Origin of the sequence: Gemmiger sp. An50 (assembly GCF_002161595.1) — a bacterium.
Taxonomy (GTDB): Bacteria; Bacillota; Clostridia; order Oscillospirales; family Ruminococcaceae; genus Allofournierella.
This window is the reverse complement of record NZ_NFID01000002.1, coordinates 105,423-121,565: the sequence shown is the minus strand read 5'-3', so window position 1 is coordinate 121,565 and position 16,143 is coordinate 105,423. Positions and strand designations below refer to the sequence as shown.

The following is a 16,143-nucleotide window of genomic DNA, read 5'->3' as shown; positions in this document are numbered from 1 at the left end:
GGAATATCCCCAGAAACCTTGACGGCGAAGGGGAGAGGGGAGTATAGTGAATACAGCGAAACTTTACGAAATAAATTGAAGGAGGAACAAACGAATGCAGGGAAAATTAGCGCGGGCGGCAGCGGCGCTGTGTGCGGGGGCAATGCTCCTGACCGGCTGCGGCGGCACCGAAAACGCGCAGCAGACGGCGGAGAAGGTTCGACTGATGGTGTGGTCCCCCTCGGAGGACCAGTCCCAGTCCAGCGGGCAGTGGCTGCAGACCTGCTGCGAGCGGTTTGCTGAGACGCACCCGGAATGGGACATCACCTTTGTATATGGTGTGGCGGACGAGGCCTCGGCGGCCACCGCAGTGGCCCAGGACCCGGAAGCAAGCGCAGATGTGTTCCTGTACGCCAACGACACCCTGACCACCATGACCGATGCGAAAGCGCTGGCAAAGTTCGGCGGAAAATATGCCGATGAGCTGAAGGCGACCAACAGCGAGACGCTGCTGGACTCGCTCACGATGGACGGATACATCTACGGAGTGCCCTTCACCACCAACACCTGGTACATGTATTACGACAAGCGGGTGTTCAGTGAAGAGGATGTGAAGAGCCTGGATGCCATGCTGGAAAAGGGCGTTGTATCCTTCCCCTTTGTGAATTCCTGGTATCTGCCCGCCTTCTACTTCGGCAACGGCTGCACCCTCTTCGGTGACGGCACCCAGGAGGAACTGGGCGCGGACTTCGGCGGGGAAAACGCCGTGGAAGTGACCGAGCATCTGGTGGATCTGGCGGCGAATCCCAACTTCAAAATCGACCAGGACGGCAGCGGTCTTGCCGGCCTGCGGGACGGCAGCATCCATGCCATCTTCTCCGGCTCCTGGGATGCCGCCGCGGTGCGGGAGATCCTGGGCGAAAACATGGGTGTGGCGGCGCTGCCCACCTACACGCTGAACGGGGAGGAAAAGCAGATGTATTCCTACGCCGGCTCCAAGGCCATCGGCGTGAACACCTCCACCGATTACATGGTGCAGGCGGTGGAGCTGGCCATGTATCTGGGCTCCGCCGAGGCACAGCAGCTGCATTACGAACTGCGCGGCGTGATCCCCTGCAACACTGAGCTGAATGAGGACCCGGCCATCGCGGCGGATGAAGTGGTACGGGCCCAGAACGACACCTTTGACCGCACCTCCAAGCTGCAGCCCTTTGTGGCCCAGATGAACAACTGCTGGACGCCGGTGGAAAACATGGGCAAGGCGATCCGCAACGGTACGGTGACCAAGGAAAACGCCGCCGAGCAGACGGGGGCGATGAACGACGCCATGAACAGCGACGGAATCTGAGAAAGGTGTGAGGTGTGACGATGAAACGGTTCAATTCCAAGCAGGCAGAAGGGTACACCCCCTATACCTGCATCCAGGCCCTGCGGCGGGGCAGCGCGGTGACCCGGCTGTCCGCGCTGGTGCTGGGCCTCGGCAATATGCTGAACGGGCAGCTCATTAAGGGCCTTCTGTTTCTGGCCGGAGAGCTGGCATACATATTCTTCATGATCCGCTACGGCTTCCACAATCTTGTGATGCTGGTGACCCTGGGTTCGGTGGAGCAGCAGGAGATCTGGGACGAAGCCAATCAGGTGTTCCTTTATACCAAGGGTGACCAGTCGGTGCTGCTGCTGTTGTACGGCGTGGCCACCATTCTGCTCACGGTGATCGCCTTCTGGGGCTGGCGCGGTGCGCTGCGCAGTGCCTACAAGGCGGAGTGCCTGAAAAAAGAGGGCCGTCATGTGAATAATTTCCGGGAGGATCTGGCCAGCCTGCTGGACGAAAACCTCTACCGGCTGCTGATGACCCCGCCCATGTTCTTCATCACGGCGCTCACCATCCTGCCGCTGGCCTTCATGATCTGCATGGCCTTCACCAACTACAGCCGCATCGACAACCATCTGGTGCTCTTCGACTGGGTGGGCCTGGAAAACTTCGCGGCCCTGTTCGATTCCAGCAGTGTGCTGGGCAGCACCTTCTGGTCGGTACTGACCTGGACGCTGGTCTGGGCAGTGTTCGCCACCTTTACCAACTACATTTTCGGTATGCTGCTGGCCCTGCTCATCAACCGGAAGGATACCCGGGCCAAGGGTTTCTGGCGGTTCTGCTTCGTGCTTTCCAGCGCTACCCATGTTCGTTTCGCTGCTGATCATGCGCACCATGCTCCAGCCCAACGGCGCGGTGAACGTGCTGCTGCGTAACCTGGGCCTGATCGCCCGGGACGCCAGTCTGCCCTTCTTCACCGACCCCACCTGGGCCAGAGTGGCCGTGATCGTGATCAACATCTGGGTGGGCGTGCCCTATACCCTGATGCAGCTCACCGGCATCCTGCAGAACATTCCCGGCGATCTGTACGAGGCCGCCAAGGTGGACGGCGCGGGCCCGGTGCGCACCTTCTTCAGCATCACGCTGCCCTACATGCTGTATGTGACCACTCCCTATCTGATTGCAACCTTCACCGGCAACGTGAACAACTTCAACGTGATTTATCTGCTCTCCGGCGGCGACCCCATCACCAATCTGTCCTCCACGGCGGGCAGCACCGACCTGCTGGTGACCTGGCTGTACAAGCTGACCATCGACAAGCAGTACTACAACGTGGGCGCGGTCGTGGGTATTCTGACCTTTATCATCCTGTCGGTGGGCGCACTGTTCACCTACCGGCGCAGCAAGTCCTACAAAGAGGAAGGTGGATTTTAAGCGATGAAACGGTATAAAAGCGCAAAGGCCGCCCGGCGGCGTACCAACATCCTGGTTCACACCCTGCTGGCGGTGCTGGCTGCCATCTGGGTATTCCCGGTGCTCTGGGTCATCATGACCAGTTTCCGGGGTGAGAAGGGGTCCTATGTGTCCACCTTCTTCCCTCAGACCTTTACACTGGAAAACTATACCCGCCTGTTCACCGATACGGCAGTGCTGAACTTTCCCCAGATGTTCATGAACACCCTGATCATTGCGGTGTGCTCCTGCTTGCTTTCCAGCTTCTATGTGCTGTCGGCGTCCTACTGCCTGTCCCGCATGCGGTTCAAAATGCGCAAGCCCTACATGAATATGTCCATGGTGCTGGGTCTGTTCCCGGGCTTCATGTCCATGGTGGCGGTGTACTTCATCCTGAAGGCGGTGGGCCTGACCGAGGGCTCCATGATCCGTCTGGCGCTGATTCTGTGCTACTCCGGCGGCGCGGCGCTGGGCTTCCAGATTGCCAAGGGCTTTTTCGACACCACTCCCTACGCGGTGGACGAGGCTGCTCTTATCGACGGCTGCACCCGCTGGCAGATTTTCACCAAGATCACCCTGCCGCTGAGTAAGCCGGTGATCGTGTACACCATGCTCACGGCATTCATTGGACCCTGGGTGGATTTCATCTTTGCCAAGGTGATCTGCCGGGCCAACTCCGACCAGTACACCGTGGCCATCGGCCTGTGGAAGATGCTGGAGAAGGAATACATCGACAGCTGGTACACCAGTTTCGCGGCGGGCGCGGTGCTGATCTCGATTCCCATTGCGCTGCTGTTTTTGAAGCTTCAGAAATATTATGTGGACGGCATGGCCGGTGCGGTGAAGGGCTAACGGCATTTTGTGACCGGAAAGGAATGCAGAGGAATGGATTTTAACAGCAAAGCGTTTGCGCGCAGGTTCCACTACGAGGGCGGCGATCTGGGCGCCCGGCTCACCGAAGCGGGCACCGAGTTCCGCCTGTGGGCCCCCACCGCCGAAACGGTGCAGCTGCGGCTGTTCCGGTCCGGCCATGAGGGAGAAGCCTTTGAGACGCTGACCATGGAGCGGGGCGAAAAGGGCGTGTGGCTTGCCTGCATCGCCCGGCGGCTGGACGGCATGTATTACGACTATCTGGTCACGGTAGAGGGAACCACCCGCCGCACCGTCGACCCTTATGCCCGGGCCTGCGGGCTGAACGGCCAGCGCAGCATGGTGGTGGACCTTGCTGCCACCGACCCGGAGGGCTGGCAGGAGGACAAAGCCCCTGACCGTCAGCCGGAGGATATCATCTATGAAGTGCATGTGCGGGAATTCTCCTGGGCGGAAAGCGGCGGCTTTCCGGAACGCTGGCGAGGCAAATACAAGGCCTTCTGCTGTGCGGACACCACCCTGTTCGACCGGGGCAGCCAGCCCACCGGCCTTGCGTATCTGCGGCAGCTGGGTGTGACCCATGTGCAGCTGATGCCGGTGTACGATTACGGCTCGGTGGACGAAGCACACCCGGACGACAGCTTCAACTGGGGTTACGATCCGGTGAACTACAATGTGCCGGAGGGTTCCTACTCCACCGACCCGGCCCGGGGCGAGGTGCGTATCCGGGAATTGAAGGAGCTGGTACAGTCGCTGCACCGGCAGGGCTTCCGGGTGATCATGGACGTGGTCTATAACCACACCTACCATCAGGACTCCTGGCTGGAGCGCGCGGTGCCCGGTTACTACTACCGGGCTTGGACGGACGGCAGCTGGAGCAATGGCTCCGGCTGCGGCAACGACGTGGCCAGCGAGCGCTCCATGTGCGCGAAATACATTCTGGACTCGGTGCTCTATTGGGCCGAAGAATACCACATGGATGGCTTCCGGTTTGACCTGATGGGCCTTCTGGATACCGATCTGATGGAGCGTATCCGCGCCGCGCTGGACGAGCGCTTTGGCCGGGGCGAAAAGCTGGTGTTCGGCGAGCCCTGGGCCGCCGGTCCCACCGCCCGTAAGCGGGGAGTTCAGCTGGCGGACAAAAAAGCCCTTGCCGAGCTGGACCCGGAGATCGGCGCCTTCTGCGACGGCGTGCGCGACGCAGTAAAGGGCCCGGTGATGTACCGGGAAAAGCCGGGCTTTGTGAATGGCGGCAGCGGTTTTGAGAAGAGAATCCTGCACAGCATCACCGCCTGGTGCGGGCAGGCGCGGAACTTCCGGGCGGCAGCGCCCTCCCAGACCATCACTTATCTTTCCTCCCACGATGATATGACGTTATGGGATAAGCTGGTGGTCACCATGGACCCGCAGCAGAATTTCGATGATCCGGCCCCGCAGGTGATGCGGGCCAGCCGGCTGGCGGCGGCCATTTACATGACCTGCCAGGGGAGGCTGTTTCTGCTTTCCGGCGAGGAATTTGGCCGCACCAAGCAGGGGGAGGACAACACCCACAAAGCACCCATCGAGCTGAACCGGCTGGACTGGGAGCGGGCCTGGCAAAACCGGGAGCTGGTGGAATACTATCAGGGACTTATCGCCCTGCGCAAGCAGCTGCCCGCCTTGTGCGACAAGACGGAACAGGCTGGCCGGCGGCTGCTGCATTCGGAGGTGCCAGCAGCCCGGTGCGTGACGGCCCTGCTGGAAAACGGCGGACGCTGGAGCAAAATTCTGCTGGCCTACAATGCCTCTTCCCGCCCGATGGAGCTGGAACTGGAAGAGGGCGAGTGGGAGCTGCTGGCAGACGAGCGCAGCAGCTCCTGGTGGCAGGAGCACCCCGCTGTGCAAAACGTGCAGGTGCAGCCCATGGCCGCGATGATCCTGGGCAAACGATAACAACACAATTATAAGAGGGGAAACCAATGCGGTTTATATATGGAAAACAGGATTTTCGCAGTCAGGAACGCGGGCAGGAAAGCTGCTGGCTGGTGACCAACGGTCTGGGGGGCTTTTCCTCTCAGACCATCACCGGAGCCGCCGCCCGCAATGACCACGCGGTACTGATGGCCTGCACCCAGGCGCCCAACCACCGCTGGAACCTAATCCACCGGCTGGAGGAGGTTCTGGAGACTGAGGGCGGGGCGGAGCATCTGTCCAGCCAGCAGTTCCGGGGACTTCCGGCGGAGGATGGCTGGAAACATATGTGCAGCATGGAGGTGGACGGCCTGCCCCACTGGTGGTATCAGCTGAACGGTGTGCGGGTGGAAAAGGAGTTGGCGCTGGACTGGGAGCGCAACACCCTTGCGGTGCGCTACCGCATCGGCAATGAATCCGGCGCGGACTGTACGCTCACCGTCACACCCTGGATGCAGTTCGTGCCCAAGGGCAAGGATCTGAGCGCCCGGCAGCGATTTGTTTTCCGGGAGGGCGCGGTGGAATCCGCCGGGCTGCGGCTGCACATCGGCACCAACGGCCAGTTGCAGGAAACGCCTTTGCGCCGCCAGACGCTCTGGTATGCCTACGACGCCTGCGACGGCCGCCGGGCCGCCGGGCACACGGCGTCAAACGTGCAGATTTCCATTACCGTTCCGGCAGGAGCGGAGAAAACACTGGATATGGTGTTCTCGCTGGAGCAGGAGCTGCCCGCCGCGGGCAGGGTGCTGCAAAACGCCAAAAAGCGGCTGCGGGCGCTGGAACAGCAGAGCGGCTTCCGCCATCCGGCGGCCCGTCAGCTGGCGGTGAGCGCCGACGCTTTCATCACCCAGCGGGCCTCCACCGGGGCAAAAACGATTCTGGCGGGCTACCCCTTTTTTGAGGACTGGGGGCGGGATACCATGATCGCTCTGCCCGGCTGCACCCTGGCCACCGGCCGGTACGAGGACGCGAAAAGCATCCTCACCACCTTCCTGGAGCACGAGCGGGGCGGCCTGATGCCGAACCTCTTCCCGGAAGGGGGCAACGAGCCCATGTACAACACGGTGGACGCGGCGCTGCTCTTCATCAATTGCATCTGGCTCTACCGGGCTTATACCGGTGACGAAGCCTTTGTGCAAAAGGCCTGGCCGGTGATGAAACGAATCATAGAGGGGTATCAAAGCGGCACGGAGTTCGGCATCCACATGGAGCCGGACGGCCTGATCGCCGCTGGGCAGGGGCTGGATCAGGTGACCTGGATGGATGTGCGCATCGGCGACATCCTGCCCACGCCCCGCCACGGCAAACCGGTGGAGATCAACGCCTACTGGTACAACGCGCTGCGAATCATGGAATACTTGGCTCCCGAGATGGGCGAAGCCGCTCAAAGCTATGGGGAACTGGCGGGAAAAGTACGGGAAAGCTTTGTGCGCCAGTTCTGGATGGAGGACAAGGGATACTTGAAAGATCTGGTGTCCGGCACAAAGGCCGACGAGCAGATTCGCTGCAACCAGATCTGGGCGGTATCCATGCCCTTCACCATGCTGGAACCTCGGCAGGAAAAGCAGGTGGTGCAAACAGTTTTTCGCCATTTGTACACGCCGGTGGGCCTGCGGACGCTTTCGCCGGAGGATGCGGAATTCCATCCCACCTACGGCGGACCGCAGCAGCAGCGGGATCTGGCCTACCATCAGGGAACGGTGTGGCCCTTCCCGCTGGGGGCCTGGTATCTGGCCTATTTAAAGGTAAACGAATATTCAGCACAGGCAAAACGGCAGGTGAAGCAGCAGCTGGCTGCACTGGAACCGGCGCTCAGAGAGGGGTGCGCCGGTCAACTGCCGGAAATTTACGACGGGGAAAACCCCACCGCTTCCCGGGGCTGCTTTGCCCAGGCGTGGAGCGTGGGCGAGCTGTTGCGGGTATACGAAGCCCTGGAACGCCCCCAACTGGAACACTGAGAGAAACGAGAGGGAAAGGTATATGGAACAGAGACTGCAGAGCATTCTGAACAAGCACTACGGCAAAAATCTGGACACCGCCACCGATCAGCAGGTCTACACCGCGCTGATGCTCTACACCAAGGAACAGCTGGCCGCTATGCCCCGCACTGAGGGCAAACGAAAGCTGTATTATGTGTCGGCGGAGTTTCTGATCGGCAAGCTGCTCAGCAACAACCTGATCAATCTGGGTCTGTTTGATGAGGCGAAAGAGCTGCTGGCAAAGCACGGCCGCGAGCTCACCGTGATCGAGGAAGCGGAGAACGAGCCCTCGCTGGGCAACGGCGGTCTGGGCCGACTGGCGGCTTGCTTTTTGGATTCCATCGCCACGCTGAACCTGTGCGGCGACGGCGCGGGCCTGAACTACCACGACGGCCTGTTCTACCAGAAGCTGGAGAACAACAAGCAGAAGGAAGAAAAGAATCCCTGGATCACCCCGGAAAGCTGGCTCACCGACACCGGCGTTCGCTTCACCGTGCCCTTCGGCGTTTTTTCGCTGCGCTCGGTGATGTATGACGTGGGAGTGCCCGGCTACAACGGCCGGCGCAACAGCCTGCACCTGTTCGATGTGGAGACGGTGGACGAATCCATCATTGGGGACGGCATCGCCTTTGATAAGAGCGATATTGCCCGCAACCTGACCCTGTTCCTCTACCCGGACGACAGCGACGAGGCGGGCCGTCTGCTGCGGGTGTACCAGCAGTACTTCCTGGTGAGCAGTACCGCTCAGCTGATCCTGAAAGAGACCCGGGAGCGGGGCGGCAGCATCGAGAAGCTGCACGAGTTTGTGGCGGTGCAGATCAACGACACCCACCCCACCATGATCATCCCCGAGCTGATCCGCCTGCTCACCGCCGAGGGCATGAGTATGGACGATGCCATCCGCGAGGTGAGCCTGACCTGCGCTTACACCAACCACACCATTCTGGCCGAGGCGCTGGAAAAGTGGCCCATGGACTTTATGCGCAAGGCGGTGCCTCAGCTGGTGCCCATCATCGAGGAGCTGGACAAGCGGGCAAAGCAGGTGAGCGCCGATCCCCGGGTTGCCATTCTGGACGATCAGGACCGGGTGCACATGGCCCACATCGACATCCACTACGGCTACAGCGTGAACGGCGTGGCCGCTCTGCATACCGAGATTCTGAAGGAATCCGAGCTGCGGCCCTTCTACGAGCTGTACCCGGAAAAGTTCAACAACAAGACCAACGGCATCACCTTCCGCCGCTGGCTGCTCCACTGCAACCAGCCTTTGGCCGCCTTCATCGAGAGTCTGATCGGCCCCGGTTTCAAAAAGGACGCGGCAGAGCTGGAAAAGCTGCTGGACTTCCAGAACGATGAAGAGGTGCTGCACCAGCTGCGCCGCATCAAGACCGAAAACAAGCAGGCGCTTGCCCGCTACCTCAAAACCACCCAGGGCGTGGAACTGAACGCCGATTCCATCTTCGATATTCAGGTCAAGCGCCTGCACGAGTACAAGCGCCAGCAGATGAACGCTCTGTATGCCATCTACAAGTATCTGGAGATCAAGGCGGGCAAGCTTCCCGCCCGGCCCATCACCATGATTTTCGGCGCAAAGGCTGCTCCCGCCTACACCATCGCCAAGGACATCATCCATCTGATCCTCTGCCTGTCTCAGCTGATCGAAAACGACCCGCAGGTCAGCCCCTATCTGAAAGTGGTCATGGTGGAAAACTACAACGTGACCAAGGCGGAAAAGCTGATTCCTGCCTGCGATATTTCCGAGCAGATCAGCCTGGCCTCCAAGGAGGCCTCCGGCACCGGCAACATGAAGTTCATGCTCAACGGCGCACTCACCCTGGGCACCCGGGATGGCGCAAACGTGGAGATCGCCCAGCTGGTAGGCGAGGAGAACATCTATTCCTTCGGCAAGAGCTCCGAGGAGGTCATCCGCCTGTACGACGAGCAGGCCTATTCCTCCGCCGCCCTCTACGATGGCGACGAGGAGATCGCCCGTCTGGTGGACTTCATCATCGACAAAAAGATGATCCGCATCGGCGATGTGGAGAGCCTGTGCCGCCTGTATAAGGAGATTGTGGGCAAGGACTGGTTCATGACCTTGCTGGACGTGAAGGAATACATTCAGAAGAAGGAAGAGATGCTGGCGGATTACGAGGATGAGCTGGCCTGGAGCCGCAAGACCCTGGTGAACATCGCCAAGGCGGGCTTCTTCTCCTCCGACCGCACCATCGCCGAGTACAACCGGGACATCTGGCATCTGTGAGGACGATCGAATGAAAGAAACAGGAATTCTGCTGGCGGTATCCTCTCTCCCATCCCGCACCGGGGTGGGGGAGCTGGGCCGGCCGGCATATGAGTGGATCGACCTGCTGGCCGAAAACGGGGTGAGTATCTGGCAGATTCTGCCCCTGAACCCCACCGGTTACGGCAACTCCCCCTATCAGCCTTATTCCTCCTGCGCGGGGGATGAGCTTTATCTGAGCCTGGAGCTGCTGGCACAGCAGGGCCTTTTGCCCGAGGTGCCGGAATTTGCCGGGGCCAACCCGGGCCGGGTGGACTATGAGGCAGTGCGCGCCTGGAAGGAGCCGCTGCTGCGCGCCGCCTGTGCCGCCTTCCAACCGGACGAGGACTACAACGCCTTCGCCCGGCAGGATTGGGTGAAAAACTACAGTGTCTTCCGGGCCTTCAAAAAGGCAAACGAGGGCCGCTGCTGGCTGGAATGGCCCCAGTGGCAGCGGGACTGGCCGCAGACCCGGCAGGGGGACCTGAGTGAGTTTGCGGAAGAAATCGCCTACCACAGCTTTTTGCAGTATCAGTTTTTGAACCAGTGGAAGGCTGTGCGGGAATATGCCCATCAAAAGGGCGTGCGCATCATGGGCGATGTGCCCTTCTATGTGGGTGTGGACTCGGTGGACGTCTGGGCCGGGCGGGAGAACTTCCTGCTGGATGAGGACGGCCGCCCCACCTTCATCGCCGGGGTGCCGCCGGATTATTTCAGCGCCACCGGCCAGCGGTGGGGCAATCCCATCTATAACTGGGAAAAGATGCAACAGGATGATTTTGCCTTCTGGGTGGAGCGCATCGGCTACAATCAGAAGCTGTTCGATATCATCCGCATCGACCACTTCCGCGCCTTCGACACCTACTGGAAGATTCCGTCCAGCTGCCCCACTGCCATTGAGGGCGAGTGGATCGAAGCGCCGGGCTATGCGGTGCTGGATACCCTGTATGAAAAAATTCCGGGTCTGGAACTGGTGGCGGAGGACCTGGGCGATCTGCGCCCGGAGGTCCTGGAGCTACGGGACCACTACCACTTAAAAGGAATGAAGGTGCTGGAATTTGTGCTGGATGCCTCCGGCAAATATGTGGAGGACACCGGCTCGAATCGGGCCTGCCAGATCCATTACACCGGCACCCACGACAACGCCACCTTGAAGGAATGGTACGAGAGCCTGCCCATCGCGCACCGGCGCAAGCTGCGCCGCTGGCTGAAACGGCAGGGCTTCGGCACCGGCAGCGTGGTGGAGCGGCTGAACCGCTGCGCGCTGGCCAGCCCGGCGGACTGGACCATCCTGCCCGCACAGGATATCATGGAGCTGAACGCCAGCGCCCGCATGAATACCCCCGGCACCGTGGGCTCCCCCAACTGGGAGTGGCGGCTCACCGGCTTTGACGAAGCGGCCCGTGCACTGCATGTGCTGCGGCCCGCCATCTTACAGCGGAGGGAAGCAAAATGAATTTTGCGGCGGTCTTTCACCGGGCTCAGGCCCCTTATAGCTATGCACTAAATCCGGACGAACTGGTTCTGCGTTTGCAGACCGGCCCTGAGGTAGAGCGAGTCTTCCTGCATTGGGGAGACCCCTTTGAGGCGGGTATTCTGGGCGGCGCCGAGCGCTGGAAGGGCCAGCGTCAGGAAATCACCGGCCCGCTGCGGCTGGAACACTGCCTGTGGTGGAGCTCTGCCATCCGTCCGCCCTACAAGCGGTGCCGCTACTATTTTGAGCTGCATCAGAGCGGCGAGGTCTGGTTCTACGGAGAGGACGGCTTCTGCACACCGGAGCAAAACCAAAAAGAGGAGCGCCCGGCGGCGTTCCATCAGCCCTGGATGAACCCGGCGGACATTCCCGCCCCGCCTCAGTGGGTGCGGGACACGGTGTGGTATCAGATCTTCCCGGACCGGTTCTGCCGTAGCGGGGCCAGCAGCTGCCAGACCCCCTGGCGCACCGGCCCCGTGACCAACGAGGAACGCTTCGGCGGCGACCTGCCGGGCATCTGCGAAAAGCTGGATTATCTGGCCGGGCTGGGAGTGAACGGGCTGTATCTGAACCCCATCTTCGCGGCGGACTCGGTGCACAAATACGACACCCGGGATTACGAGACCGTGGACCCGGACTTCGGCACCAATGAGGACCTTGCCCACCTGGTGAAATCCGCCCACGAGCGGGGCATCCGGGTGATGCTGGATGCGGTGTTCAACCACTGCGGGGCCAGTTTCGCTCCCTGGCAGGACGTACTGCAAAAGGGTCCGGCCTCCCGTTACTGGAACTGGTTCATGGTAAATCGCTGGCCCGCCCCGGCCCCCGGACGGGACACCCGGGACAGCCGCTATTACTCCTTCGCCTTTGCACCCAACATGCCCAAGCTGAACACCAACGAGCCGGAGGTCATCGAGTATGTCTGCGGCCTGTGTGAGCGCTGGGTGGGGGAATACGGCGTGGATGCCATTCGCTTCGACGTGGGCAATGAGGTATCCCACCGGCTTTTGAAGGAACTGCACCGGCGGCTGCGGGCTATTCGCCCGGACGTTTACCTGCTGGGAGAGATCTGGCACGATGCCTCCCCCTGGCTGGAGGGCGACGAGTATGACGCGGTGATGAACTACCCGCTGCAGCAGGCGGTAAAGGGCTTCTTTGCCCATAAGGACAAAACCGCCCGCTCACTGGCCTGGGACCTGTACCGCTGTATGGGCATGTACCGCCGCCAGACCGGGCAGGTGATGTTCAATCTGCTGGATTCCCACGACACCGACCGGCTGTTCACCCGGGCGGGCAGTGAGGATGCATTTTTTCAGCAGCTTGCCATGCTGTTCACCCTGCCGGGCAGCCCCAGCATCTATTACGGTACCGAGATCGGCCTGCCGGGAGGGCACGACCCGGACTGCCGCCGCTGCATACCCTGGGACCGGCTGGAGGAACCGGAAAACAGTCAGCGCATTCACCAGCTGAAAGAGCTGATTCGGCTGCGGCGTACCCTGCCTGAACTGCGCGGAAGCGAGCTTGGTTTCGTGGAGACCGAAGCGGAGGGCCGGAACGTACATTACCGGCGGGGCGATGTGGAAGTGCTGCTCAACTGCGGCGAAACGTCCTGGAAGCTGCCCGGAGAGGGGCAGAACCTCTTCTGCCGTGGCCTGCGGGATAACATCCTCGCATCCGGCGGCGTGTGTATTCGTCGCATGACCGAATAAAACAGATGGGAGGAAACCGATGGAAACGATCCGTGCGGTGGTGTTTGACCTGTATGGCACCCTGATTTGCATTCATACCGATGAGGAGGACCTGGAGCGGGTCTGGAAGCCGATGACCTTCTATTACGGCTATCACGGGGCGCAGTACGACGGCCCGGACCAGCTGCGCCGGGCCTATCGGGCCGAGGTGCGCCGCCGTCAGCGAGCGACGGATGCACGCTTTGGCTCCGGCTGCGGCGAGGTGGCGCTGGAGCAGGTGCTGGAAGCGCTGTTCCGCAAAAAGGGGGCTCCCTGGGTGACTGGTGAAATGGTACGCGGCGCGGGAATGCTGCTGCGGGCCTGTGCCACCGATCAGGCGGAGCTGTACCCCGGTGTGCACCAGATGCTGGACACGCTGCGCGGCGCGGGGAAGAAAGTGTTTCTGCTGTCCAACGCGCAGCGGCTGTTCACTTGGCCGGAGATGACCATGCTGGAGCTGTGCGGCCGGTTCGACCGGATCTTCCTCTCTTCCGACTGGGGCGTGAAAAAGCCCTCGCCGAACTATTTCGGTCTGGTTTTACAGGAATGCGGCTGCCCGCCCGGTCAGGTGATGATGGTGGGCAACAGCATCCACGACGACATCGCCCCCGCCCGGGCGCTGGGGATGCGCACCTGCTTTTTGAACACCGACGGGGTGACAGAAAAGCCGGATTGCGACCTCTTTTGCGAGTTCGCGGATTATGATAGGATAATAAAAACGATACTGCCCGGCCAGGCGCAGGCCGGAGCGCGGTAAGGAGGAACCACAATGCTGGACAAAACCAAAAAGGACTGGTGGAAATCCGCCGTTGCCTACCAGATCTACCCCAAAAGCTTCCAGGATACCACCGGAAGCGGTGTGGGCGATCTGCAAGGCATCATTAAGCGGCTGGACTATCTGCAAACGCTGGGCATCGACGTGATCTGGCTGTCGCCGGTGTGCGCCTCTCCCCAGGTGGACAACGGCTACGACATTTCGGATTATCGGGCCATCGACCCCATGTTCGGTGACCTTGACGATATGCGTCAGCTGATCCAGGAGGGCAAAAAGCGGGGCATCGGCATCATGATGGACCTGGTGCTGAATCACAGCTCGGACCAGCACCGCTGGTTCTTGCAGGCCAAGACCAGCCGGGACAATCCCTACCATGACTACTACGTCTGGCGGGATGGTACCCCTGACAAGTTCCCGAACGATATGCAGGCCACCTTCGGCGGTCCGGCCTGGGAGTGGGTGCCGGAGGTGGAGCAGTATTACTTCCACCAGTTTGCACCCCAGCAGCCGGACCTGAACTGGGAGAACCCGGCGCTGCGCCGCGAGATCTACGATATGATCCTGTGGTGGATGGAGCAGGGCGTGGAGGGCTTCCGGCTGGATGTGATCGACCAGATCGCCAAGGAGCCGGACAACAAGATCACCGGCAACGGCCCTCGCCTGCATGAGTTCCTGCGGGAACTGAGTGCCGAGACCTTCCAGAAGGGCTGCCTTGTGACGGTGGGCGAGGCCTGGGGAGCGGATATCCCCCGGGCAAAGCTGTACAGCGCGCCGGACGGCAGTGAGCTTTCCATGGTGTTCCAGTTTGAACAGATGGTGCTGGACCAGCAGCCCGGCAAGGACAAATGGGACCTGGCGCCGCTGCCCTTCGTGAAGATGAAGCAAAGCTACGCTCGCTGGCAGCAGGGTCTGCACGGCTGCGGCTGGAACAGCCTGTTCCTGGACAACCACGACCTGCCCCGCATCGTTTCCCGTTGGGGCGACGACGGCGAATACCGGGTGCAGTCCGCAAAGCTGCTGGCCACCATGCTGCACGGCATGCAGGGCACGCCCTACGTTTACCAGGGCGAGGAGCTGGGCATGACCAATATCCGCCTGCCGCTGGAGCAGTACCAGGATGTGGAAATCCGCAATATGTATAAAAAGAGGATGGCTGAGGGTTACCCGGAGGAAGAAGTCCTGCGTTCCATTTATGCCAAAGGGCGGGACAACGCCCGCACCCCCATGCAGTGGAGCAGTGAAGCAAACGCAGGCTTTACCACCGGCACCCCCTGGCTGCCGGTGAACCCCAACTACACGGCCATCAATGCAGAGGCTGCTCTGGCGGACCCGGACTCGGTATTCTGGCATTACAAAAAGCTGATTGCCCTGCGCAAGGAATACCCGGTATTCGTGGAAGGGGATTTTACCCTGCTGGAGGAAGAGCATCCCAACCTGTTTGTTTACCAGCGCGGCACCGGGGAGGAGCAGATTTTGGTGGTATGCAATTTCGGCGGCGGCGAGACTCGCTGGACTCTGCCTGCTCTGTGGCAGGATGCCCAGGTGCTGATTTCCAACTACTCTGACCGGGCGGACACGCTGCGCCCCTGGGAGGCTATGATCCTGCACCGCACTGCGCGACGGTGATTGTCGCATCGAGGGCAGGTCTCGGACTCAACAGCATAAAATTCAACTACGAAAAGTATTTCTTGATACAGGAATTACTGATTGTACCTAAATTTCTGGGGTTGCAGAGAAAATCACCGGCCGGACAGAAGAGAATTGCCGCCGGAACTTCCCCCAAAGGGTACTGCCGCGCTATAATAAAAGCAAAGCATGGGGCGGGTAAAACTGCCCTCAAAACGCTCAAAGGGGAGAAGAAAATGGAGATCCGGGAATACCGGCCGGGAGACTGCGAGGAGCTTACTCGGCTGTTTTATGACACGGTGCACACTGTCAACTGTAAGGATTACACCGCGGCTCAGCTGGACGCCTGGGCGGATGGGAAGCCTGATCTGGAACGGTGGGATCGGTCGCTGCGGGAGCATTTCAGTCTGGTGGCGCTGGAAGGGGAACGAATCGTCGGCTTTGGCGATATGGACGCCACCGGCTATCTGGACCGGTTGTATGTGCACAAGGACTACCAGAAGCAGGGCGTTGCCACTGCACTCTGTGACCGACTGGAGCGGGCCGTGAGCGGAACCATCGTTACCCATGCCTCCATCACCGCCCGCCCCTTTTTTGAGGGGCGGGGATATGTGGTGGTGAAGGAGCAGCAGGTGGAGCGCAAGGGGATTCTGCTGTGCAATTTTGTGATGGAGAAAAGACGATAAGAAACGCCGGGCTTCCCGATTGATCGGAAAGCCCG

12 protein-coding genes are annotated in these 16,143 nt (G+C 60.8%); all 12 read left to right on the top strand.

The genetic code is table 11. From position 1 onward, the window contains the following. Positions 1-94: 94 nt before the first annotated feature. The 12 genes from B5G03_RS02715 (at position 95) to B5G03_RS02665 (ending at position 16,108) form a co-directional block, all read left to right on the top strand. On the top strand, positions 95-1,327 hold the full coding sequence (locus B5G03_RS02715; RefSeq protein WP_087180246.1) for an extracellular solute-binding protein: 1,233 nt from the start codon (positions 95-97) through the stop codon (positions 1,325-1,327). A gap of 20 nt (positions 1,328-1,347) precedes the next feature. After that, a complete protein-coding gene (locus B5G03_RS18080; protein WP_343286884.1) occupies positions 1,348-2,226 on the top strand; it encodes a carbohydrate ABC transporter permease in 879 nt (292 codons plus the stop codon). Next, positions 2,156-2,725, top strand: coding sequence for an ABC transporter permease subunit (locus B5G03_RS18075; RefSeq protein ID WP_343286883.1), 570 nt, complete (start codon positions 2,156-2,158; stop codon positions 2,723-2,725). The genes B5G03_RS18080 and B5G03_RS18075 overlap by 71 nt, the downstream gene beginning before the upstream one ends. Before the next feature lie 3 nt (positions 2,726-2,728). Next, entirely contained in the window at positions 2,729-3,595 is an 867-nt protein-coding gene (locus tag B5G03_RS02705) for a sugar ABC transporter permease (protein ID WP_087180245.1), read from the top strand. Between the two features lie 33 nt (positions 3,596-3,628). After that, entirely contained in the window at positions 3,629-5,545 is a 1,917-nt protein-coding gene (gene pulA / locus B5G03_RS02700) for a type I pullulanase (protein ID WP_087180244.1), read from the top strand. A 26-nt stretch (positions 5,546-5,571) separates the two neighbouring features. Further along, the gene (locus tag B5G03_RS02695) at positions 5,572-7,521 is read left to right on the top strand and encodes an amylo-alpha-1,6-glucosidase (RefSeq protein WP_087180243.1); all 1,950 of its coding nucleotides are present in this window, start codon (positions 5,572-5,574) and stop codon (positions 7,519-7,521) included. A 22-nt stretch (positions 7,522-7,543) separates the two neighbouring features. Beyond that, on the top strand, positions 7,544-9,802 hold the full coding sequence (locus B5G03_RS02690; protein WP_087180242.1) for a glycogen/starch/alpha-glucan phosphorylase: 2,259 nt from the start codon (positions 7,544-7,546) through the stop codon (positions 9,800-9,802). 10 nt (positions 9,803-9,812) lie between these two features. Continuing rightward, positions 9,813-11,276 (top strand): 4-alpha-glucanotransferase, encoded by a 1,464-nt coding sequence (gene malQ, locus B5G03_RS02685; protein ID WP_087180241.1) that lies wholly within the window; start codon positions 9,813-9,815, stop codon positions 11,274-11,276. Then, positions 11,273-13,003, top strand: coding sequence for a glycoside hydrolase family 13 protein (locus B5G03_RS02680; RefSeq protein WP_087180240.1), 1,731 nt, complete (start codon positions 11,273-11,275; stop codon positions 13,001-13,003). The genes malQ and B5G03_RS02680 overlap by 4 nt, the downstream gene beginning before the upstream one ends. A 19-nt stretch (positions 13,004-13,022) precedes the next feature. Beyond that, positions 13,023-13,778, top strand: coding sequence for an HAD family hydrolase (locus tag B5G03_RS02675; RefSeq protein WP_087180239.1), 756 nt, complete (start codon positions 13,023-13,025; stop codon positions 13,776-13,778). 12 nt (positions 13,779-13,790) lie between these two features. Beyond that, a complete protein-coding gene (locus B5G03_RS02670; protein ID WP_087180238.1) occupies positions 13,791-15,422 on the top strand; it encodes a glycoside hydrolase family 13 protein in 1,632 nt (543 codons plus the stop codon). A gap of 236 nt (positions 15,423-15,658) precedes the next feature. Further along, entirely contained in the window at positions 15,659-16,108 is a 450-nt protein-coding gene (locus B5G03_RS02665; RefSeq protein ID WP_087180237.1) for a GNAT family N-acetyltransferase, read from the top strand. The last annotated feature ends 35 nt before the right edge of the window (positions 16,109-16,143 follow it).

Coding starts and splice junctions, on each gene's coding strand:
- B5G03_RS02715 (WP_087180246.1), top strand. CDS start 95: ATGCAGGGAAAATTAGCGCGGGCGGCAGCGGCGCTGTGTGCGGGGGCA.
- B5G03_RS18080 (WP_343286884.1), top strand. CDS start 1,348: ATGAAACGGTTCAATTCCAAGCAGGCAGAAGGGTACACCCCCTATACC.
- B5G03_RS18075 (WP_343286883.1), top strand. CDS start 2,156: ATGTTCGTTTCGCTGCTGATCATGCGCACCATGCTCCAGCCCAACGGC.
- B5G03_RS02705 (WP_087180245.1), top strand. CDS start 2,729: ATGAAACGGTATAAAAGCGCAAAGGCCGCCCGGCGGCGTACCAACATC.
- pulA (WP_087180244.1), top strand. CDS start 3,629: ATGGATTTTAACAGCAAAGCGTTTGCGCGCAGGTTCCACTACGAGGGC.
- B5G03_RS02695 (WP_087180243.1), top strand. CDS start 5,572: ATGCGGTTTATATATGGAAAACAGGATTTTCGCAGTCAGGAACGCGGG.
- B5G03_RS02690 (WP_087180242.1), top strand. CDS start 7,544: ATGGAACAGAGACTGCAGAGCATTCTGAACAAGCACTACGGCAAAAAT.
- malQ (WP_087180241.1), top strand. CDS start 9,813: ATGAAAGAAACAGGAATTCTGCTGGCGGTATCCTCTCTCCCATCCCGC.
- B5G03_RS02680 (WP_087180240.1), top strand. CDS start 11,273: ATGAATTTTGCGGCGGTCTTTCACCGGGCTCAGGCCCCTTATAGCTAT.
- B5G03_RS02675 (WP_087180239.1), top strand. CDS start 13,023: ATGGAAACGATCCGTGCGGTGGTGTTTGACCTGTATGGCACCCTGATT.
- B5G03_RS02670 (WP_087180238.1), top strand. CDS start 13,791: ATGCTGGACAAAACCAAAAAGGACTGGTGGAAATCCGCCGTTGCCTAC.
- B5G03_RS02665 (WP_087180237.1), top strand. CDS start 15,659: ATGGAGATCCGGGAATACCGGCCGGGAGACTGCGAGGAGCTTACTCGG.